At 50.1% G+C, this 21,128-nt stretch carries 20 protein-coding genes, 10 tRNA genes and 1 pseudogene; 16 read left to right on the top strand and 15 right to left on the bottom strand.

Features of this window, described 5'->3' with window-relative positions; all coding sequences use genetic code 11:
• Positions 1-26 precede the first annotated feature (26 nt).
• Complete coding sequence (locus tag CWE06_RS00500; protein ID WP_126791465.1) at positions 27-638, top strand: arylesterase; 612 nt, start codon at positions 27-29, stop codon at positions 636-638.
• Positions 635-973: pseudogene (folK, locus tag CWE06_RS12455) on the top strand (2-amino-4-hydroxy-6-hydroxymethyldihydropteridine diphosphokinase); the annotation flags it as partial. The gene CWE06_RS00500 and the pseudogene folK, both read left to right, overlap by 4 nt.
• A gap of 111 nt (positions 974-1,084) precedes the next feature.
• Here the strand turns inward: folK and CWE06_RS00490 are convergent.
• From CWE06_RS00490 to gltX, 8 genes are all read right to left on the bottom strand, one after another.
• Entirely contained in the window at positions 1,085-1,807 is a 723-nt protein-coding gene (locus CWE06_RS00490; protein WP_126790359.1) for an SDR family NAD(P)-dependent oxidoreductase, read from the bottom strand.
• Positions 1,808-1,900: 93 nt separating this feature from the next.
• Positions 1,901-1,976, bottom strand: a tRNA-Glu gene (locus CWE06_RS00485).
• Between the two features lie 29 nt (positions 1,977-2,005).
• Positions 2,006-2,081 (bottom strand) — tRNA-Glu (locus tag CWE06_RS00480).
• Between the two features lie 76 nt (positions 2,082-2,157).
• Positions 2,158-2,233: transfer RNA gene (locus CWE06_RS00475), tRNA-Glu, on the bottom strand.
• Between the two features lie 30 nt (positions 2,234-2,263).
• A tRNA-Glu gene (locus tag CWE06_RS00470) sits at positions 2,264-2,339 on the bottom strand.
• A gap of 26 nt (positions 2,340-2,365) precedes the next feature.
• A tRNA-Ala gene (locus tag CWE06_RS00465) sits at positions 2,366-2,441 on the bottom strand.
• 151 nt (positions 2,442-2,592) lie between these two features.
• Entirely contained in the window at positions 2,593-3,240 is a 648-nt protein-coding gene (gene can, locus CWE06_RS00460) for a carbonate dehydratase (RefSeq protein WP_126790358.1), read from the bottom strand.
• Positions 3,241-4,650 (bottom strand): glutamate--tRNA ligase, encoded by a 1,410-nt coding sequence (gene gltX, locus CWE06_RS00455; protein ID WP_126790357.1) that lies wholly within the window; start codon positions 4,648-4,650, stop codon positions 3,241-3,243.
• Between the two features lie 150 nt (positions 4,651-4,800).
• Here gltX and CWE06_RS00450 point away from each other — a divergent pair, with 150 nt between their 5' ends.
• Positions 4,801-5,193: an MAPEG family protein gene (locus CWE06_RS00450; RefSeq protein WP_126790356.1), complete on the top strand. Its 393-nt coding sequence runs from the start codon at positions 4,801-4,803 to the stop codon at positions 5,191-5,193.
• 58 nt (positions 5,194-5,251) lie between these two features.
• On the opposite strand, the gene CWE06_RS00445 is transcribed toward CWE06_RS00450, so the two are convergent.
• From CWE06_RS00445 to CWE06_RS00425, 5 genes are all read right to left on the bottom strand, one after another.
• A tRNA-Val gene (locus CWE06_RS00445) sits at positions 5,252-5,327 on the bottom strand.
• 39 nt (positions 5,328-5,366) lie between these two features.
• A tRNA-Val gene (locus CWE06_RS00440) sits at positions 5,367-5,442 on the bottom strand.
• A gap of 39 nt (positions 5,443-5,481) precedes the next feature.
• A tRNA-Val gene (locus tag CWE06_RS00435) sits at positions 5,482-5,557 on the bottom strand.
• Positions 5,558-5,667: 110 nt separating this feature from the next.
• Positions 5,668-7,701 carry an excinuclease ABC subunit UvrB gene (gene uvrB / locus CWE06_RS00430; protein WP_126790355.1) on the bottom strand — a complete coding sequence of 678 codons (2,034 nt, stop codon included), beginning with the start codon at positions 7,699-7,701 and terminating at the stop codon, positions 5,668-5,670.
• Positions 7,691-9,115 (bottom strand): MATE family efflux transporter, encoded by a 1,425-nt coding sequence (locus CWE06_RS00425; protein ID WP_126790354.1) that lies wholly within the window; start codon positions 9,113-9,115, stop codon positions 7,691-7,693. The genes uvrB and CWE06_RS00425 overlap by 11 nt, the downstream gene beginning before the upstream one ends.
• 194 nt (positions 9,116-9,309) lie before the next feature.
• On the opposite strand from CWE06_RS00425, the gene CWE06_RS00420 reads away from it, so the two are divergent.
• The 3 genes from CWE06_RS00420 (at position 9,310) to CWE06_RS00410 (ending at position 11,458) form a co-directional block, all read left to right on the top strand.
• Positions 9,310-10,512, top strand: a complete 1,203-nt coding sequence (locus CWE06_RS00420; protein WP_126790353.1) for a pyridoxal phosphate-dependent aminotransferase — start codon at positions 9,310-9,312, stop codon at positions 10,510-10,512.
• 754 nt (positions 10,513-11,266) lie between these two features.
• Positions 11,267-11,343 (top strand) — tRNA-Asn (locus CWE06_RS00415).
• Positions 11,344-11,381: 38 nt separating this feature from the next.
• Positions 11,382-11,458: transfer RNA gene (locus CWE06_RS00410), tRNA-Asn, on the top strand.
• Between the two features lie 169 nt (positions 11,459-11,627).
• On the opposite strand, the gene CWE06_RS00405 is transcribed toward CWE06_RS00410, so the two are convergent.
• Entirely contained in the window at positions 11,628-12,152 is a 525-nt protein-coding gene (locus CWE06_RS00405) for a phosphatase PAP2 family protein (protein ID WP_126790352.1), read from the bottom strand.
• Positions 12,153-12,376: 224 nt separating this feature from the next.
• Between CWE06_RS00405 and rsxA the strand changes: the two genes are divergently transcribed.
• The 10 genes from rsxA (at position 12,377) to CWE06_RS00355 (ending at position 19,788) form a co-directional block, all read left to right on the top strand.
• The gene (gene rsxA, locus CWE06_RS00400) at positions 12,377-12,961 is read left to right on the top strand and encodes an electron transport complex subunit RsxA (RefSeq protein WP_126790351.1); all 585 of its coding nucleotides are present in this window, start codon (positions 12,377-12,379) and stop codon (positions 12,959-12,961) included.
• Complete coding sequence (gene rsxB / locus CWE06_RS00395; RefSeq protein WP_126790350.1) at positions 12,958-13,560, top strand: electron transport complex subunit RsxB; 603 nt, start codon at positions 12,958-12,960, stop codon at positions 13,558-13,560. The genes rsxA and rsxB overlap by 4 nt, the downstream gene beginning before the upstream one ends.
• Positions 13,557-15,362, top strand: coding sequence for an electron transport complex subunit RsxC (gene rsxC / locus CWE06_RS00390; RefSeq protein ID WP_126790349.1), 1,806 nt, complete (start codon positions 13,557-13,559; stop codon positions 15,360-15,362). Before rsxB ends, rsxC begins: the two co-directional genes overlap by 4 nt.
• Positions 15,359-16,435: an electron transport complex subunit RsxD gene (gene rsxD / locus CWE06_RS00385; protein WP_126790348.1), complete on the top strand. Its 1,077-nt coding sequence runs from the start codon at positions 15,359-15,361 to the stop codon at positions 16,433-16,435. Before rsxC ends, rsxD begins: the two co-directional genes overlap by 4 nt.
• A gap of 1 nt (position 16,436) precedes the next feature.
• Positions 16,437-17,114: an electron transport complex subunit RsxG gene (gene rsxG / locus CWE06_RS00380; protein WP_126790347.1), complete on the top strand. Its 678-nt coding sequence runs from the start codon at positions 16,437-16,439 to the stop codon at positions 17,112-17,114.
• The gene (locus tag CWE06_RS00375; RefSeq protein ID WP_126790346.1) at positions 17,104-17,802 is read left to right on the top strand and encodes an electron transport complex subunit E; all 699 of its coding nucleotides are present in this window, start codon (positions 17,104-17,106) and stop codon (positions 17,800-17,802) included. The genes rsxG and CWE06_RS00375 overlap by 11 nt, the downstream gene beginning before the upstream one ends.
• A 7-nt stretch (positions 17,803-17,809) precedes the next feature.
• Positions 17,810-18,445, top strand: coding sequence for an endonuclease III (gene nth / locus CWE06_RS00370; RefSeq protein ID WP_126790345.1), 636 nt, complete (start codon positions 17,810-17,812; stop codon positions 18,443-18,445).
• Entirely contained in the window at positions 18,445-19,071 is a 627-nt protein-coding gene (gene rnt, locus CWE06_RS00365) for a ribonuclease T (protein WP_126790344.1), read from the top strand. Before nth ends, rnt begins: the two co-directional genes overlap by 1 nt.
• 79 nt (positions 19,072-19,150) lie before the next feature.
• Positions 19,151-19,333, top strand: coding sequence for a type II toxin-antitoxin system HicA family toxin (locus CWE06_RS00360; RefSeq protein WP_126790343.1), 183 nt, complete (start codon positions 19,151-19,153; stop codon positions 19,331-19,333).
• Between the two features lie 35 nt (positions 19,334-19,368).
• A complete protein-coding gene (locus tag CWE06_RS00355) occupies positions 19,369-19,788 on the top strand; it encodes a type II toxin-antitoxin system HicB family antitoxin (protein WP_126790342.1) in 420 nt (139 codons plus the stop codon).
• 106 nt (positions 19,789-19,894) lie between these two features.
• On the opposite strand, the gene prpF is transcribed toward CWE06_RS00355, so the two are convergent.
• On the bottom strand, positions 19,895-21,070 hold the full coding sequence (prpF, locus tag CWE06_RS00350) for a 2-methylaconitate cis-trans isomerase PrpF (protein ID WP_126790341.1): 1,176 nt from the start codon (positions 21,068-21,070) through the stop codon (positions 19,895-19,897).
• Positions 21,071-21,128: the final 58 nt, after the last annotated feature.

The raw sequence follows: 21,128 nt of genomic DNA, 5'->3' as shown, positions 1-21,128 counted from the left end.
CCAGTAAGCTCATAGTGCTGTGCGCAATGAGTTTGTTACTGATGTTTCATTCGTTTCATGTACGCAGTGACAACGAAAATGTATCACTGTTGATTCTCGGAGACAGCCTCAGTGCCGGCTACGGAATTGCCGAAGCGGACGGCTGGGTTGCCGAAATTAGCCGCCGCTGGCAAGCGGAACACCCTCAACTGCAGATCATTAATGCCAGTATTAGCGGCGAAACGACCTCCGGCGGGCTTGCTCGCCTTGAATCACTTCTCGACCGCCATCAACCCACCATGGTCTTTATTGAACTCGGTGGCAATGATGGCCTGCGTGGTTTCAATCTCAACACAATGGAGAACAATTTACGGGAGATGATCACAATTCTCCAGTCCAGAAACGTTCAAGTTGCGTTAAGTGAGGTTGAAATACCGCCAAACCTCGGTCGTCGATACACCAGTATGTTCCGCGACGTTTTTCCGCGCGTGGCAAAAGACTTTGATATTCCGCTCGTGCCATTCTTTATGCGCGAAGTGGCCCTCAATCCAGACTACATGCAGAATGACGGCATTCACCCAAACCTTGCCGCACAACCGGTGATTGCAGACCTGATGGAGCCGAAGCTACGGGCGTTACTGAAAGAGCTGTCGTCATGATTTATTGTCTCAGTTTGGGCAGTAACATCGCACCACAAGAGCACATTGGTCGTGCCCTAGCGCAGCTCTGTCAGCAGTTTCACGCAGCGATTGTTTACCCGGTATTACGGACCTCTCCCTGTGCGATCGAATCTGAGCGCTCATTCTTAAACACGATTGCGGTGATTGACAGCGATTGGACGCCAGAACAGTTGAAGCAATGGCTTAATCAACTGGAAGAAGCGCACGGCCGCAACCGCGCCGATCCAGAGCGCAGTCACAAAGATCGCACGCTCGATATCGATATTCTGACCACGCAAAAACAACTCAGTTGGCTCAAAGCTAGCGAGTTCACTGAACCCTATGTGCAAGCATCGATCCACGCGCTGCAAACACCAAGTCCGCAGAGCGTGATTGTCCAGGTCGGTGATAGCTCTTTAGGTGATAGCTCTTTAGGTAAATGTTCTTTAGGTAACCGACCGGCCACCATCTACACGAATCACAGCAGCGGTCATATATTCGTTGTCGAGGATACTCTCGATGGCCTTCTGCAATGCTTCAAAACCACCCTCAACCGGCAGCAGCGTCTCGCTTAGTACCTGCTGCTGTTCAGCGCTTGAATGCTCAGGCAGAAACTTGATTGGACCAGGTTGAATGGCATTCACACGCACGTGTGGTGCCAACTGTTTGGCAAAGCTCAGCATCAGATTTTCTAAGCCCGCTTTGGTCGAACAGTACAAGGCGTATTCAGCATTCGGGTTTGCCGCGTAAATGTCCGTTACATGAATCACGTTGGCCGTTGGCCGCACTGAGTTAGTCAACAAACTCTTTAAACCGTAGTTAAGCAGCGCAGGAAACTTCATGTGCACTTTGTAGAGATCATCGTAAAACTGGCCGAGGTGACTCGCGTGTTTACTGTCTTTCTCATAGATGGAAGCGTTATGAAGAATAAAGTCGAGGTGGTCATAGCGTTGTTTGATCAAGCTAATCGTCTGCTCGACACTTTCGTCGTTGAGTGCATTACAGGTGACAACATCAAGCGCCACGTCGGTTTCAGCCAAAGCGGCAAGCTCACCAATACGGCTGCGTGTCAGTGCGACGACGTGCCAACCTTGGTTTAAAAGACTGCGGGTCATGTGCAGACCCAATCGCCGGCCGGCACCCGTAATTAAGGCAATCGGTTTTGTCATTCGTTATCGCTCCAGTCTAAAAACTTGATAATAGACAAAGCTTAACGGAAAACGCACAGGATGCGATCAAAAAAATCAGGAAAAGAAAATAGATGGCGTCCCCTAGGGGATTCGAACCCCTGTTACCGCCGTGAAAGGGCGGTGTCCTAGGCCTCTAGACGAAGGGGACCCTGGACTTGCATGAAGTGTTGAAATGAATGGCGTCCCCTAGGGGATTCGAACCCCTGTTACCGCCGTGAAAGGGCGGTGTCCTAGGCCTCTAGACGAAGGGGACGCAGAACTCATTTCGGTCTTACAGTGTTGATACCAAGCTCCTGTTCGGTACGCCTGCTTCTTACTTTCCTAAGAAGTGGCGTCCCCTAGGGGATTCGAACCCCTGTTACCGCCGTGAAAGGGCGGTGTCCTAGGCCTCTAGACGAAGGGGACCCGGAACAGTCTGGTACAACTTGAATTGAATGGCGTCCCCTAGGGGATTCGAACCCCTGTTACCGCCGTGAAAGGGCGGTGTCCTAGGCCTCTAGACGAAGGGGACGCAACGACAATTCAATATTCGAAAGTTGGTGGAGCTAAGCGGGATCGAACCGCTGACCTCTTGCATGCCATGCAAGCGCTCTCCCAGCTGAGCTATAGCCCCACTTTCGAGATCACGGCCAAGGCCTTGAGCCCCGACAGCGAGGCGCATTCTATGAATACGCCGCTAAAGTGTCAACTTTTTTTTCGGAAATCCACGCTGTTCGGCTATTTTTTTACCAACCCGAACACTATTTCAACAAAACCCAAAAATCCTAGTCGTCAGACTCTTCGTCACGACAATACTGATAAATTGGGTCTAGCCCCTCTTTACCTGTGATTGTCACGCCAAGATCCCGCACTAAGCCGTCACGGACACTGTAGCACCAGCCATGAATGCTTAATTTTTGACCACGATCCCAAGCTTCTTGAATAATGTGGTTCTTGGACAAATTATGAACTTGTTCAATCACATTCAGCTCACACATTTTATCAAAGCGTTCGTTGAACGGCAGCTCACATAAATGCGGTTGGTTAATCCGATAAATGTCTTTGATCGGGTGCAGCCAATGGTCAACCAGACCATGCCGCTGCGTCTCCATGGCTGCAGCAACTCCGCCACAACCATAGTGACCAACCACCAGAATATGCTTCACTTGTAAATTCAAAACCGCAAACTCGATTACTGCTAAGCAATTAAAATCGGTTTGAATCACTTGGTTGGCAACATTACGGTGCACAAACACTTCGCCCGGTGCCATGCCAACGATTTGGTTTGCTGGCACCCGACTATCTGAACAGCCGATCCATAAGTATTCTGGCTTTTGTTGGTTCACCAAGCGATTAAAGTAATCCGGATCTTGGTCAACTTGGGCTTGTGCCCATTCTTTATTATTCGCCAGTAACTCACGTATTTTTGGCATTTATTGGTTCCCCTCGCGCGCAGCAATAAATTCCAGAGCCAGATCGATACGTTCAACAACAGTGTGACGTGGAATCAGCGCTAAAGTCACGTCTAACGACGGCGAGTTACCACCACCTGTTGCCGCCACACGCAGTGGCATCCCTACTTTACCCATGCCAATATCAAGTGCCGCGCAGGTGTCTTGAATAGCTTGGTGAATGGTTTCCGCTGACCAATTACTTAACGCGGCAAAACGGTCGCGCACATCTTGCAATGCATCTTTGGCAACTGGACGTAGGTGCTTTTTCGCTGCTTGTTCTTCGAATTCTGTCACTGGCTCGTAGAAATAACGGCTAATTTCAGCCATCTCTTTCAGGGTTTTTACCCGATCCGCCTGCAGTTTAACAACCTCGACCAGTGCAGGTCCGTCTTCTGTAGCTACACCAATCCGAGCAAAATGCCATGCTAACTCAGCTGCAACCTGCTCAGCCGGTAAGGTTTTCATATAATGCTGGTTCAGCCAGTTGAGCTTTTCCGTATTGAACGCAGAGGCTGCTTTGTTGATGTCGCTCAGTTTGAAAATTTGAATAAGTTCGTCGCGACTAAAGATTTCCTGGTCGCCATGTGACCAACCCAAGCGAACAAGGTAATTGATCATGGCTTCCGGCAAGTAGCCATTATCGCGATACTCGGTCACACTCACCGCACCGTGACGTTTTGACAGTTTCTTACCATCATCACCAAGAATCATCGACACATGCGCATATTCAGGAATTGGCGCACCAAGCGCTTGCAGAATGTTAATCTGACGCGGCGTATTATTAATATGGTCTTCGCCACGAACAACATGCGTAATACCCATGTCCCAGTCGTCGACAACCACGCAGAAGTTGTAGGTCGGCGTGCCATCGGTACGGGCAATAATTAAATCGTCGAGCTCTTTATTCGCAATTTCAATGCGGCCACGAATATGGTCATCAAAAACCACTGAGCCCTCTTGTGGATTGCGGAAACGAATCACGTAAGGCTGGCCTTCTTGCTCCGCTTGATCACGGCATTTACCGTCATAACGCGGCTTTACACCGGCAGCCATTTGCTCTTCACGCATTTTCTCCAAACGTTCATGCGAGCAGTAGCATTTATAAGCTTTGCCTTCAGCTAAAAGCTGATCGATCAGCTCTTTATAACGATCGAAGCGTCTGGTTTGATAAATCGGCTCTTCATCCCAGGTCAAACCAAGCCATTGCATGCCTTCAAAAATCGCATCTATCGCCGCCTGCGTCGACCGTTCCCGATCGGTATCTTCAATACGTAACACGAATTTACCACCAGCAGCGCGGGCAACAAGCCAAGCATACAAAGCTGTTCGGGCGCCGCCGACATGCAAATAACCAGTAGGACTTGGGGCGAAACGAGAAACAACGGACATGAATTATTTTCCTGTGGGTGGTCAATGAACAAAATTGGGTCGATTATATCAGAAGATTACAGCCACGACAGCGATCGCTTTCCGACGATTATGCGTAACTGCAATGATGAAATATTAACTTCCCATAATACTATAAGAAGGAAATCCACCATGAGTGCCCTGCTCACCACATTATTGATTGCGATGTTTTTGCCGTATTTGGCAAAATTACCACTGATGAAGGCGATGCACGAACGGGGCGGATACGACAACCGTCATCCCCGCCAACAGCAAGCCGCGCTTGAAGGCTTTGGTGCCCGTGCAAACGCGGCTCATTACAATAGTTTTGAAGCTTTAATGGTTTACGCCAGCGCCGTTTTCATTACCGTTAGCTTGGGTGCGGTTGATGCCGTTGCCATTGCGCTAGGTTGGACCTTTGTGGTCGCCCGAATTGGTTACATGGTCTGCTATTGGCTCGACAAAGCTACGATTCGCTCATTGATCTGGCTGGTGAGCATGATCGCAAGTTTTGGCATGGCAATACGCGCCATTCTCATCAGCTAAACAGCGCGGACTAGAAAAGAAAAAACTCGCTGTAGCCGAAGCTAAGCGAGTTTTGATCTGGTGGATGGTACTGGGTTCGAACCAGTGACCCCCGCCTTGTAAGGGCGGTGCTCTCCCAGCTGAGCTAACCATCCGAAGCTGGTGTGATTCACGCCTATGCGTCAATCGAAATATGGTGGATGGTACTGGGTTCGAACCAGTGACCCCCGCCTTGTAAGGGCGGTGCTCTCCCAGCTGAGCTAACCATCCAGAGCTGGTGCAACAAACGCTTGAGCGTCATAAAAGAATTGGTGGATGGTACTGGGTTCGAACCAGTGACCCCCGCCTTGTAAGGGCGGTGCTCTCCCAGCTGAGCTAACCATCCACGTTTCGCTGAGTTGCAGGCGGGTATTATAGGGCTGCCGCCTGCCCTGTCAACCAGAAATTTTAACCAACCGGTCTAACTGTTGAAATTTAACTCAGTTCGTTGGCAATTTAACCATAGGTTTTCAGTTGTTCGCGCAGTTCATGTAACTGATCGCGAATTTTCGCTGCTTTTTCGAACTCGAGGTTCTGTGCTGCCGCATACATGGCTTTCTCTTGCAGCGTGATTTCCTGAGCAATTTCTTTTGGATCCCGATACTTCGGCAAGCGAATTCCCGCTGCAGCAGCTTTCACTCGTTCTTTGTCGCGGCGGCGTTTGTCAGCGTTACCGCCCAAGTCCATGACATCGGTAATCTTCTTATTCAATCCCTGAGGTGTAATGCCCTGCTCAAGGTTGTGGGCAATCTGTTTGTCGCGACGGCGCTTGGTTTCATCCAACGCGCGTTGCATCGAGCCGGTAATTCGATCCGCATACAAAATTGCACGACCATTAATGTTTCGTGCTGCCCGACCAATAGTCTGAATCAACGAACGTTCAGCCCGCAAAAAGCCTTCCTTATCGGCATCTAAAATCGCTACTAACGAGACTTCCGGCATATCCAGACCTTCCCGCAGCAAGTTAATGCCCACCAGCGCATCAAACTCGCCTAAGCGTAAATCACGAATAATCTCCATGCGCTCAACCGTATCGATATCCGAGTGCAAATAGCGGACTTTAATCCCATGATCGTCAAGATAATCAGTTAAGTCCTCAGCCATCTTCTTGGTCAAGGTGGTAATTAACACCCGCTCATTGCGCTCTGCTCGGGCACGAATTTCTGACATGACGTCATCGACTTGGGTGGCCACCGGGCGCACTTCGATTTCTGGGTCAATCAAGCCTGTTGGCCGCACGACCTGTTCAACGACTTCATTCGCACATTTTTCTAATTCATATTTGCCCGGTGTCGCCGAAACATAAATCGTCTGCGGTGAAATCGCTTCAAACTCATCGAATTTCAATGGCCGATTGTCTAGCGCCGAAGGTAAACGGAAGCCATAGCCGACCAAGTTTTCTTTACGAGAACGGTCGCCTTTATACATCGCGCCAACTTGTGAAACCGTAACGTGCGACTCGTCAATAATCAGTAATGCGTCGTCAGGCAAGTAGTCCATGAGTGTCGGTGGTGGCTCGCCGGGCGCACGGCCGGACAAATAACGCGAATAGTTCTCGATGCCCGAGCAATAACCAAGCTCTAACATCATTTCGATATCAAATTGAGTGCGCTCGCGAATCCGCTGCTCTTCAATTAATTTACCAGCGTCCAAAAATTGCTGGCGACGCTCTTTCAGTTCTTCTTTAATCCGATCAATCGCGTCAATGATTTTTTCTCGCGGCGTCACATAGTGAGTTTTCGGATACACGGTAAAACGCGCAATATCGCCCTGCAATATCTGCCCTGTTAGCGGTTCAAACAAACTAATGCGCTCGATTTCATCGTCAAACAACTCAACACGCACCGCAAGGTCGTCCGACTCTGCCGGAAAAATGTCGATCACTTCCCCACGTACTCGGTAAGTACCGCGGGTAAATGCCGCGTCGTTACGGGTGTACTGCAAAGTCGCCAAAGTACGCACAATATCCCGTTGGTCAATCATGTCACCGCGACGTAAGTGCAGCATCATCTTCATGTACGAGTCAGGGTCGCCCAAACCATAAATAGCCGACACTGACGCAATCAAAACCACGTCACGACGCTCCATTAAAGCCTTGGTCGCTGACAAGCGCATTTGTTCAATATGCTCGTTAATCGACGCGTCTTTCTCAATGAAGGTATCGGTGGTCGGTACGTATGCTTCCGGCTGATAATAGTCGTAGTAGGAAACAAAATATTCCACCGCATTGTTGGGGAAGAACTCTTTCATTTCACCATACAACTGAGCCGCTAACGTCTTGTTGTGCGCCAGAATTAAAGTCGGACGATTGGTCTTTGCAATCACATTGGCCATGGTGAAAGTCTTACCGGAGCCCGTCACCCCGAGCAGGACTTGCTGCGCAAGACCCGCATCAAGGTTCTCGATGATCTTCGCAATGGCGGTCGGCTGATCACCTGCGGGTTGGTAATCGGACACCAATTGAAACTCTCGCGACTGCTCACGCGCCATGACTAGACTCCTGTGCTTTTGCTGCCTTTGCTGCCTTTGCTAACGCTGCTGGGGGTATCTCACCACGCAGGTCGTTGGTTAAACGCATAAACCAACGGTAGGCGATCACTGCGGTAAGAATGTTGGCGATGACCCCACCGGCAAATAGTCCCGGTAACCCAGCTAACTGATTGCCGAGCCAAGACAATGGCACGAACATCACAAACAAGCGAACGAGGCTTAAACTGAGTGCCTGCATTGGACGGTGCAAGGCATTCAATGATGAATTGGTCAGAATAATACAGCCCTGCACACCATAGCCAAGTGGCATGATCCAGACAAACCACGCCAAGACTCGTGCAACCTCGGCATCTCGAGCAAAGGCCATCTGAATCACGGGTAAGAGCAAGAGCATCAGCACATAGGCCACCGCCTGCACTGCTATCACCAGCTTCAAGGCCACTTTATAAGCGTCTTGCACCCGGTCCATTTGCCCAGCGCCAAAATTCTGACTGATAAAAGGTGGCAAGGTCATCGACAATGCCAGAATCACGACCGACGCGATAGATTCCAACCGCGCCCCAGCACCAAATGCGGCAACAGCCGGTGCGCCATGGGTCGCAACAATTGCCGTCAGTACCCCAAGTGCAAGTGGCGTTAACATATTCGCACTCGCTGCTGGAAGACCAATGGACAATAACTGCCGCGATTGCTGCCAGAATGCCAGCACACTCTCGGGCAATGGGTCAATTAAACGACGGCGCCAAATCAGTAAATAGATAATCGCCGAGAAGCCGACGCTCCAAGAAATCACGCTGGCGATCGCAGCGCCTTGAATACCCAGTGCCGGAATCGGACCTAAGCCAAAAATAAGAATCGGATCGAGCACAGCGTTCATGAGACCGCCGAGCGCCATGATCAGCGACGGTGTTTTAGTATCACCGGCTGCACGCAACACGCTATTACCGATCATCGGAATCACCAGCAGCACAGCGCCGAGAAACCAGATATTCATGTAACTGTCGATCAGCGTTTTAATGGACGCTGATGCGCCCAGGCGACTAAAAATAAAATCCGAACTCAAGTAACCAATCGCGGCGAGCAGCGCCACCAGTCCTGCGGCTAACCACAGCGCTGAACTACCAGCATGACGGGCACCCTCGTGATCATCGGCCCCGAGTTTACGGGCAATCACGGCTGATGTGCCGATACCCAAACCAATCGTTAAACTAATAACAGTGAATGTAACAGGAAAGGTAAAACCAATTGCGGCGAGTTCTTCAGTACCCAAAAGGCTAATGAAAAAGGTATCAACCACATTAAAACTAATCAGGGTGGCCACACCAAAAATCATTGGCCAGGTGAGTGACCAGAGTGTCGGCGCGATCGGCCCGGTTAAGATTAGCTTCGATTTTTCTTGGGCACTGACCGACATCTAGGTTCCTTAACTCTCAAGCCCTTAACAACCGTTTCAGGAGAAGCGCGGAGTATACCAAAAAACCCTCAAAAATACCACGAACTCGGCCGCTGAAAGCAGCTCCCCTCGCTAGACTTTTAAGTTGATTCCACATATAGTGTGGGGCACAAAAATCCCCCTTGAAAATCAACATTTACCCATACAGGTGCCTTGTGGATAATTCAGTAAAATACCCGCTGTCTCAACGCGTCAATGCCATTAAACCGTCGCCCACACTTGCTGTGAGTCAAAAAGCAGCCGAGTTAAAAGCCGCTGGCGCTGACGTTATCGGTTTAGGGGTGGGCGAGCCCGATTTCACAACACCTGAATTCATTCGCGAGGCAGCAAAGCAAGCTATCGATGCTGGCCATACTCGCTATACTGCGGTGGATGGAATTCCAGAGCTTAAAAAAGCAATTTGTGCCAAGTTCGCACGCGACAATCAGCTCAGCTATGAGCCAAGTGAAGTACTTGTGTCCGCCGGTGGCAAACACAGTATTTTCAACCTGCTCACGGCCTGGCTCGATGAAGGCGATGAAGTGATTATTCCTGCGCCCTATTGGGTTTCGTACCCAGACATGACGTTATTAGTTGGCGCAATCCCAGTGGTCATCGAAGCTGGCATTGACCAAGCTTACAAAATCACTGCGGCGCAGCTTGAACAAGCCATCACACCAAAAACCAAGCTGCTGTTCTTAAATAGCCCATCGAACCCGACCGGTATGGCCTATTCAGCTGATGAGCTGAAAGCATTAGCGGAAGTCTTGCGCAAACACCCTCGCGTGTTAATTGCAACAGACGACATGTATGAGCACATTCTTTGGACCGAAGAGCCATTCGTCAATTTACCGATGGTCGCCCCTGACTTAAAAGATCGCACAGTCGTTCTTTCCGGTGTTTCTAAAGCCTACGCGATGACAGGTTGGCGCATTGGTTATGCCGCAGGTCCGAAGCCACTGATTGCGGCAATGAAAAAAGTGCAATCACAAAGCACCTCGAACCCTGCGTCTATTTCCCAGTACGCAGCCCTTGCCGCATTAACCGGTGATCAAAGCTTTATCGGCGAGATGGTCAGCGAATTCCGTACACGCCATGACCGTTTAATTGCAGGTTTAAGTAACATTCCAGGCCTCAAGGTTCGCCCAGGCGACGGAACCTTCTACGCGTTTCCAAATATCGAAGGGTTAATGCAAGCGGTTGGGGTCGACACCGACGTCGAACTCTGTGAACGCTTACTGAGTGAAGCCAATGTGGCGCTCGTTCCGGGTTCAGCATTTGGTGCACCAGGTCATTTCCGCCTATCGTTCGCCGCCAGTCGCGATACGCTCGATGAAGCGGTTCGCCGTATCGCTGAATTTGCCGCGAAATATGCCTAGTTTAAGCTTATAGCTAAGCTTACCCCTTAACTAACCCTGAAAGCCTCGCAAAACGAATTTGCGGGGCTTTTTTGTTTGCAAAACCCATCCATCTAACGCCGACATCCGTGTCATGCGTCCAACCAGTTAAAACTATACCTTTTAGCCTGATTTTTTCACTCGAAAGCGAATGGAATATTTCAACCAAAGTCAAGCTGTCATATTTAGCAAATAGTATAGTTTTTCATCGATGTGAGTGGTTACTCCGGTCTAAGCTACTAAATTCACAATAAGTTATGTGGCTAAAATTAAGTGGTTTTTTAAAAATAATACACAAGCAATTTACATTAGCGCCGAAAAATCAGGCGAAACCTGTGCAAAATACCGACTTCGTAGGAAGGTTTTTGTAACTCACTGATTTTAAAAGATTATAAAATTCATGCCACTTTTTAGCCAGCACCTAAAATCCGCTATAACCCCCATCCTAGTTGCTCACTCACATACTTTCCCACAGGTTTATCCACAGAAATAGTGGATAAGATCGGCTAAGCCACGGAACACGTGACCTCTTCCTTGGTGTGGATAAAATGTTAACCAAGTGTGAACGTTCAATTTCCGCATTAACGGACAAAAGTTTGCCAAAATAGACAGAATTGAACACTTCTAAGACAAGACGCTCAAAATCCATGCAGTTAAACAAAATTAGGCAAATTTGTCGGCTGAACATGTTGACTTCAAGGCAAGAGACAATTAACATTCCGCCCCGTTGAACGATTCCCCAGTAGCTCAGTTGGTTAGAGCGGTGGACTGTTAATCCATGTGTCGTTGGTTCGAATCCAACCTGGGGAGCCAATCATTCAACGCCAGTTAGATTACATATCATTGTCGATTCCCCAGTAGCTCAGTCGGTTAGAGCGGTGGACTGTTAATCCATGTGTCGTTGGTTCGAATCCAACCTGGGGAGCCACTTTTCGACAATAGCACAAGCGCCTCAGGCGCTTTTTTTGTGCCTTTTTTTCGTGTTTATAGTTGCTGAGTTATAGTTTGGTGCTGACGTTGCGATGTGATGTTGTGATGCGGTTTTGCGATTCGGTTTTGGCTTGGCTGAAAAACTGCTCTAAAACAAACAGTAACGACTACTGCAGAATCGCAACCACGAGCGCAGCGATTGACGTGCCAAGAATAGCGCCAGCAATCACATCACTTGGGTAATGCACACCCAAGGCAACGCGCGATATCGCGACTAATGTAGCCCAACCATAAAACAATGGCGCCCACACCGGAAAGCTAGCAATTACCAAAGCAGCAAACAAAAATGCTGCCGTGGCGTGGCCTGACGGAAACGAAAAGCGATCCGCAGGCTTTATCACTGGTTTGAATTTAAGCCGTAGCCACGGTCGGTCTCGCCGTAAGATGTTTTTTAAACCAATAAATAAAGGGATTTCGATAGCGAAAGCCAATAATGCGCGTTGGATAAACAGCATGCTGCCTTCAATAGCAGCAATTGCTGAAAATAACGCAAACAACGCATAATACGGGCCATCACCACTGCGCGATAACCAAAATGCCAAACGGCTTTTACGCAACCCACTGGTGGCTTGATAAAGCCAGTCGAAGGTGCGTTCATCGAGCGTACGAAGCCGCTGAAAGATTGATGTCAAACTCGAATTCCTATGGCCTAATTGACGGTTCTACAGACAACCGCAAACGCGCTATGTTACTTGAATTTCCGCAATGCTGCATAAAAATCCATGCGGCTGTTGTCATTTAAACGCTCAAGTGCATAAAAAACCTACATTCTGTAAGTTGTTTCTCAACGCTTAAACCCTGATAATAGCAGGTCGCAGCCATCTCGACTTAATGTTCGCAAATCCGGATAGGACGAATGACCGAAATCATCTTGCTATTAGTTGCTACCGTACTGGTGAATAACTTTGTACTCGTGCAATTTCTTGGTTTATGCCCGTTCATGGGCGTCTCAAACAGATTAGAGACGGCCATCGGCATGTCACTTGCGACCACCTTTGTGTTGACGCTTGCGTCTGTGAGTAGTTATTTAGTTAACCAATATATACTGGCGCCGCTCGACTTAATGTCGCTGCGAACCTTAAGTTTTATTTTGGTCATTGCCGTCGTTGTGCAATTCACCGAAATGGTCGTACATAAAACTAGTCCGACCCTTTATCGCCTTTTGGGAATTTTCTTGCCGCTCATTACCACCAACTGCGCTGTGCTCGGTGTTGCGCTATTGAACGTGAATGAACAACATAACTTTATCCAATCTATCGTCTACGGCTTTGGTGCCGCAGTTGGTTTTTCACTCGTTTTAGTTCTCTTTGCAGCGCTGCGCGAACGCGTTGCCGCAGCCGACGTCCCTTCGCCATTTAAAGGTGCCGCCATTGGGATGATCACTGCAGGCTTGATGTCGTTAGCATTTATGGGCTTTGCTGGCTTGGTGAGCGCATCATGAGTTGGTTGTTAGGCATTCTTGCACTTGCGGTACTGGCTCTTGTTGCTGGTCTCATTTTAGGCTTTGCCGCCATCCGCTTTCGGGTGGAGAGCGACCCGATTGTCGAGCAAATTGATAACTTGTTGCCGCAAACTCAGTGTGGACAATGTGGCTACCCCGGCTGTCGCCCCTACGCCGAAGCAATTGCTAACGGCGACGAAATTAACAAGTGCCCTCCTGGTGGCCAAGCGACCATTGACAAGCTTGCCGATTTACTCGGTCGTGAAGCCAAACCATTGGACGCTGCCCATGGCGAGGAAGACGTCAAAAAAGTCGCTGTAATTCGCGAAGACGAATGTATTGGTTGTACTAAGTGTATTCAAGCGTGCCCGGTCGATGCCATTTTGGGCGCCGCCCGCCAGATGCATACAGTCATTGCCGACGAATGTACCGGCTGTGACCTTTGTGTCGAGCCGTGTCCGGTTGATTGTATTGATATGGTCGCCGTAGCCGTGAAACCAGAACGCTGGAAATGGAATCTCGATCAGATTCCAATCCAAGACATTACCGCAAGCAGCGAGCATTCAAATTCTGAAGACAAGCAGGTTCAGACGCAGTGATTGAAATTACCGCCACAAGTCCATTACATCACTTTCCTGGGGGCATCCATCCGCCGGAACAAAAAGCGCTTGCTAATCAAACGCCGATTCAGCGACTGCCGCTTGCGCCCATGCTGTATATTCCATTGCGCCAACATTCTGGTCCTGCGGGCGAGCTTTGTGTGCAAGTTGGTGACCACGTACTCAAAGGCCAGGCATTAACTCAGCCGGGCGTCGATAACGGCCTGCCAGTTCATGCCTCGACGTCGGGGACAATTGTTGCAATTCAAGACCACCCGCTGAACCACCCGTCGGGGTTCAGTGGCCCCACTGCTTATCTGCAACCGGATGGCGCAGAACAATGGATTGAGCGGCAACCGATTGATGATCTCAGTCGCCTGTCACACCGTGAGATTTTAATGCACCTTCAGCTCATGGGCATTGCAGGCCTCGGCGGCGCAGGTTTTCCAACCGCCCGTAAAGTTGCCGGTGCCCAAGGCATCGACCTGCTGATTATCAACGGTGTTGAATGTGAGCCGTACATTGTCGCTGACGATCGACTCATGCGAGAACACGCCGCAGAGATTGTTCGCGGTAGTCAATTATTGCAAACCATTACCGCTGCGAAGCAAGTCGTCATTGCCGTCGAAGATAACAAGCCAGAAGCAATTGCCGCATTCGAAACGGTACTGGCAGCTGACGCCAATGTTACCAACACAATGATCTTACGCGTGGTTCCGACCCGCTATCCTTCGGGTGGTGAAAAGCAGCTGATTCAGGTTTTGACTGGCCTACAAGTGCCCGCAGATCAGCTACCAGCCGATATTGGTATTCTCGTTCAGAACGTGGGAACTGCTTTCGCTGTCGCGCGCGCAATTGATCATGGCGAGCCGTTGATTGAGCGAGTCGTAACAATTACCGGCCAAGCACTAAGTAAACCGGGTACCGCCTGGATACCGCTCGGCACACCAATCGACCACATCCTCAGTGTCAGTGGCTTTCAACCAGCCAATAAACAACGCGTGATCATTGGCGGTCCAATGATGGGTTATACGATCGCGTCATTGCAGGTGCCGGTGATTAAAACCACCAACTGTATCCTGGCACCGAGCGCCAAAGAACTAGCGCCGCCTGAGCACGAAATGGCATGTATCCGCTGTGGCGCTTGTGAACAAGTTTGCCCGGCCTCATTGCTACCACAACAGCTGCAATGGTTAGCCAAAGCCAAAGATTACGACGGCCTCAAGCAGCATCACTTAGCCGACTGTATTGAGTGTGGCGCCTGTGCTTATGTTTGCCCAAGCGAAATTCCCTTGGTGCAGTACTATCGCCAAGCCAAAGCAGAAATTCGTGAGCAGCTGATTGAACAGCAAAAGTCAGAAATCGCTCGTCAGCGTTTTGAAGCACGTCAGGCGCGCCTTGAGCGTGAAAAAGAAGAGCGCTTAGAGAAACATCGCAAGGCTGCCGAAGCCCGTAAAGCTGCTCAAGCGGCGCGCGCCGATAGCGGTGAAGAAGATCCGGTCAAAGCTGCTTTAGCGCGAGTGAAAGCCAAAAAGGCTGCGCAGCAAGCTGCTGAACCTGCTAGCGAATCAACCGATGCGCCAGCAGACGACAAAAAAGCCCAAGTCGCTGCTGCCGTTGCTCGTGCTAAAGCCCGTAAAGCTGAACGCGAAGCGGCTCTGGCCCAAGCTGATGACCAACAGAAAGCCGACGACGACAAAAAAGCCCAAGTTGCTGCTGCCGTTGCTCGCGCCAAAGCCCGTAAAGCTGAACGCGACGCTGCCGCACAACAAGAAAAACAAGAGGACGGTGAATCATCATGAGTTTCTTTATAGCGTCTTCACCACATAACCATCAAAAGCGCACCACCTCAAGGCTGATGCAGTTAGTTTTGCTTGCCATGGTACCGGGTGTACTTGCCCAATTTTATTTCTTTGGTTGGGGCATTGTTTGGCAGCTACTAATTGCCGGCTTCACTGCTGTTTGTGCTGAATCGCTTTGCTTAATCGCTCGCGAACGCTCGCCATTACGTGGTCTGCAAGACTACTCGGCCTTAGTCACAGCCGCCTTACTCGCAGTGAGTATTCCGCCGCTGGCTCCGTGGTGGGTGATTGTCATCGGGACAATCTTCGCCATCGTCGTGGTCAAGCACCTGTTCGGCGGCATTGGACATAACATTTTTAACCCAGCCATGGCCGCTTACGTGCTCTTACTGATTTCCTTTCCGGTGCAAATGACCAGTTGGTTACCACCCGTAACCCTCAGTGGTGAAAGCATCGGTTGGTGGGACTCATTGCGCTTAATCTTAGTGCAATACACCAGCGCTGGTTACAGCGTTGATCAAGTGCGTGCCGTCGCAACCGGTCAATTATTTGACGCCGTGGTTATGGCAACACCGCTCGATCAAATTAAAACGGATCTCGCCCAAGGGTTGACGCTGAGCGAAAGCTTAAGCAAACCAATTTTTGGTGCCTTTGCCGGACATGGCTGGCTGTGGGTCAACGTCGCCTACTTATTTGGTGGCTTGATGTTACTCCAGCAGCGGATCATTCAATGGCATATTCCTGCAGCACTACTCGGTGCCTTAGCCGTCGCCGCCATTATCGGTAGTCTTGCCGCGCCAGATGCCCTACCCGGCTTAAATATTCATTTGTTTAGTGGCGGGACCATGTTAGCGGCATTTTTCATCGCCACTGACCCGGTTTCAGCTGCAACGTCAAATCGCGGCAAACTCATTTACGCCGCCCTCGTCGGCGTGCTGATTTATGTTATTCGTAGCTTTGGTGGTTATCCAGACGCCATCGCATTTGCTGTGTTATTGGCGAATTTGTGTGTGCCGGTGATCGACCAATATACCCGCCCAACAGCGTACGGACAGGCCGGAGGTCAACGCTAACATGCTAAAATCGATGCGTAAAAACGGTCTCATTTTAGGCGGATTTGCCGTGGTGGCGACAGCTCTCGTTGTGACCACCCAGGTTCTCACCGCCGACCGAATTGCTGAACAACAGCGCAACGAACTCATGCGCACGCTCAACGAGCTCATTCCACCCGCCTTACATGACAATGATCTGTATCGCGATTGCGCTCTGATTCAAGCACCAGAAGCCTTAGGCTTAGCCGAACAACCGGTCTATCGCTCACGCTTGGCTAGCGAGCCGAATGCTTTAGCGATTCGCACCACCGCCCCCGACGGCTATAGCGGCGCCATTCACTTACTTGTTGCAGTAAACCTGCAGGGCCAAATTAAAGGCGTTCGCGTCCTTCAGCATCGCGAGACACCTGGGCTGGGTGACAAGATCGAAGTGCAGCGCGACGATTGGATTTTGTCTTTCAATGGCGAGCGTGTGCGTACAGAAAATGACGCCCGTTGGCGAGTCCGTCGTGACGGCGGCATGTTTGATCAATTTACTGGCGCAACCATTACCCCCCGTGCAGTTATCGCTGCGGTACAACGCACCGCTTGGTATGCCCAAAACAATATGGATAGCCTATTCGCAGCGCCAGCAAACTGCATTGGCGAGCCTTTAGCCAACGATCCTTTAGGCAGAGAGGAGCAACCGTATGAGTACTGAGTATCAAACGCTGGCAAATGACGGCTTGTGGGAAAATAACCCCGCTCTCGTGCAGTTACTCGGCTTATGTCCTTTATTAGCCGTAACAGGCACGGTGACCAACGCCTTAGGTCTTGGCATTGCGACTATGCTTGTTCTCGTCGGTTCGAACATAACGGTCTCATTAGTGCGCAACTGGGTGCCGAATGAAATTCGTATCCCAGTCTTCGTGATCGTCATCGCGACGTTTGTAACCCTCGTTGAGCTAACCATGAACGCCTTTACTTATGGCTTGTTTATGGCATTAGGTATTTTCATTCCACTAATTGTCACCAACTGTGCGATTATTGGTCGAGCGGAAGCCTATGCATCGAAAAACAATTGGTATAACTCAGCGTTCGATGGCCTGATGATGGGACTCGGTTTTACGTTGGTGTTAGTCGCTCTCGGTGCCCTACGCGAGATACTCGGCCAAGGAACCTTGTTTGCCGGCGCCGAACTCTTACTCGGCGAGTGGGCGCGCGATTTAAAAATACAATTATTCTCGTTTGACTATCCCCTCCTGCTCGCTATTTTACCGCCGGGCGCATTTTTAGGGATGGGCTTCCTGATTGCCGGCAAGAACTGGATTGACGGTCGCCGCAAAGCCAAGCTTGCCAAAGCACCGATTGAGAAAGCTCAACGTGCACGAGTAACGACAGTGAATTAAACAGGTTATGAATCAACAAAAACGTATTGAAATATTAACACGGCTGCGTGACAACAATCCGCACCCAACGACGGAGCTTAATTTTAGTAATCCTTTCGAATTGCTGATTGCTGTGTTGTTGTCCGCCCAAGCGACCGATGTTGGCGTTAATAAAGCCACTGGGCCACTCTTCGACGTCGCCAATAATCCCGCGGATATGCTCGCGCTCGGCGTCGACGGCGTTAAACATTACATTAAAACCATTGGGCTGTTTAACACCAAAGCCGAAAACGTAATTAAAACGTGCCGCATTTTAGTTGAACAGCATGGCGGCATTGTCCCAGAAAATCGCGAAGCCCTCGAAGCGCTGCCAGGGGTCGGCCGGAAAACCGCCAACGTGGTTTTAAACACTGCATTCGGTTGGCCAACGATTGCCGTCGACACGCACATTTATCGGGTTAGTAACCGCACCAAATTTGCGCCCGGCAAAACCGTCGACGCTGTCGAGAAACGCTTACTTAAAGTCGTTCCCGCAGAATTTAAAGTCGACGTACACCATTGGCTCATTCTCCATGGCCGCTACACCTGCATCGCACGTAAACCGCGCTGCGGCTCTTGTTTAATTGAAGATCTTTGTGAATTCAAAGAGAAAACGGAAATTTAATGTCTGCTAAACCTGCTATCAAAGACCGTTTTCGCGGTTATTTACCGGTTGTCATCGATGTCGAAACCGCCGGCTTTAACCCGAAAACCGACGCCTTACTCGAAATTGCGGCAGTGATTGTCGACTTTAACGACGACGGCGAGCTTGTGCCTGTTGCCACCCATCATGCCCATATTGAACCTTTTGAAGGTGCCAATATCGAGCAAGCGGCAATTGAGTTTAACGGCATTGATCCGTTCAGCCCCCTGCGCGGCGCACGCGCAGAAGGTGAAGCCTTGCGCGACATTTTCAAAGCCATACGCAAAGCGCAAAAAGCAGCAGGCTGTCAGCGTTCAGTCCTCGTCGGTCATAACGCCAATTTTGACCACAGCTTCGTCATGGCTGCTGCCGAACGCGCCAGCCTCAAACGTAACCCGTTTCATCCGTTTGTCAGCTTTGACACGGCTTCCATGGCGGCACTGACACTCGGCCAAACCGTGCTGGTCAAAGCCTGTCACGCCGCTGGCATCGCTTTTGATGGCAAAGAAGCCCACAGCGCAGTGTATGACACCGAACGCACTGCCGAGCTGTTCTGCTGGATGGTTAACCGTTATCAGAGTTTGGGTGGCTGGCCGATAGTTAAATAGCTTATCGACGTATGGTTAGAGCTTGCAATATACACACATGTGTGTATATTTGTATTGAGGTGCAAGGGCAAGGACGCACATGAATTCAAAGGAATTAATAAAGCAGCTGAAAGCCAATGGGTGCGAGTTTGTCAGGCATGGCAAAGGTGACCATCAAATCTGGTATTCCCCTTTAACAGGGAATAAATTTTCGGTGCCTCATCCAAAAAAGCACATGCCCATCGGCACTTTAAAAAGTATACGAAAGTTAGCCGGCATTTAGCAGTCTAATTTAAATGGTTTAAAAGTGAGGTCTCTATGTTATTTATGGTTGGAATTGAGCGACCACAAGAGGACACCTCGTGGGGTATTGTGGTTCCGGTGTTTGAGCAGTTTGGTTACGGTTGTGTGTCTGCCGCTGACGAGCAGAAGGAAATCCTCTACCGCGCCAAAGCCGCGATATTGGAAATGGCCGCAGAAATGGTAGCTGATGGCCATAATTTAGCATCTTTAGACGTAGGCTATACTGATTACCGCAATGACTACCCTGATTTTGATGAATGGCTAGCTGTTGAAGTGCCCGTAGAAAGTTTAAAAGGAAAACAAAAGCGCATTAATATTACCTTGGCAGAACCCTTAATCGCTCGTGTAGACGCATATGTTAGTTTTCATCACGAGTTTAAAGACCGCTCTGATTTTTTAGCAAAAGCAGCGGATAAGTTAATGCAGTCAGGTTAGCTTAGGCGTGACTTCCTTGATAACTAGTTTTAACGGTCGGCCGTAAAACAAAAACTCCCGCAAATGCGGGAGTTTTTCTAACAGCTAACATCTTGTCAGTCATCTTTTAAAAACAATCACCTGGCACTCGTACCCAGCCTTCCATCAGCACGCGTGCACTGCGGCTCATCAGGGCTTTTTTCACTATCCACTCACCGTCAACGAGTGCAGCTTCGGCACCAACGCGCAGCGTGCCGGACGGGTGGCCAAAGGTCACTGCCGTACGTTCGCCACCACCGGCAGCTAAGTTCACTAAGGTGCCCGGAATCGCAGCAGCAGTGCCAATAGCAACCGCTGCGGTGCCCATCATGGCATGATGCAGCTTGCCCATCGACAGCGCACGCACGTTCAAGTCGATGTCGTTCGCTTCCACTACCTTTCCGCTCGACGCACTGTAACTTGCTGGCGCTGCCACAAAGGCTACTTTCGGTGTATGTTGGCGGCTTTCCGCTTCAGCGATGTCTTTGATTAAACCCATTTTCACCGCACCATAGGCGCGAATGGTTTCGAACATCGCCAATGCTTTCGGGTCTTCATTAATCGCGCCTTGCAGCTCCGTACCGCTGTAGCCGATATCTGCCGCGTTGACGAAAATGGTCGGGATACCTGCGTTAATCAAGGTCGCAGGAAACACCCCAACACCCGGGACTTCAAGCTCATCAACCACGTTACCGGTCGGGAACATAGCGCCCTCACCGTCGGCTGGGTCAAGAAACTCAATGGGCACTTCGGCAGCTGGGAAGGTCACACCGTCCAGTTCGAAATCACCGGTTTCTTGCACTTCCCCGTTCGTGATCGGCACATGGGCAATAATGGTTTTCTGAATGTTCACTTGCCAAATGCGGACCACCACCGTGCCATTTTCTGGAATACGATCGGCTGGTACGAGACCCGCGCTCACGGCAAACGAACCGACCGCTGAAGTCAAGTTGCCGCAGTTGCCGCTCCAATCAATAAACGGCTTGTCGATTGCGACCTGACCAAACAGGTAATCAACGTCATGATCCGCTTGCTGACTCTTCGACAAAATAACGGTTTTACTCGTACTTGAGGTTGCTCCGCCCATGCCGTCGGTGTGTTTACCGTATGGGTCTGGCGAGCCAATCACACGCAATAAGATAGCGTCGCGCGCGGCTCCTGGTTGCTGCGCTTCGGCCGGTAAATCATCCAACCGAAAGAACACCCCTTTACTGGTGCCTCCACGCATATACGTGGCAGGAATCTTAATCTGTGGTTTAAACATAGTTACTCCAACGCTAAAAAATGGGAGCAGTTGCCTGCTCCCATTGCCTAGTCTTACG

Source organism: Aliidiomarina haloalkalitolerans (assembly GCF_003987315.1).
Classification (GTDB): Bacteria; Pseudomonadota; Gammaproteobacteria; order Enterobacterales; family Alteromonadaceae; genus Aliidiomarina; species Aliidiomarina haloalkalitolerans.
Note: the sequence above shows the minus strand (reverse complement) of the source record. Positions and strands in the feature narration are given on the sequence as shown.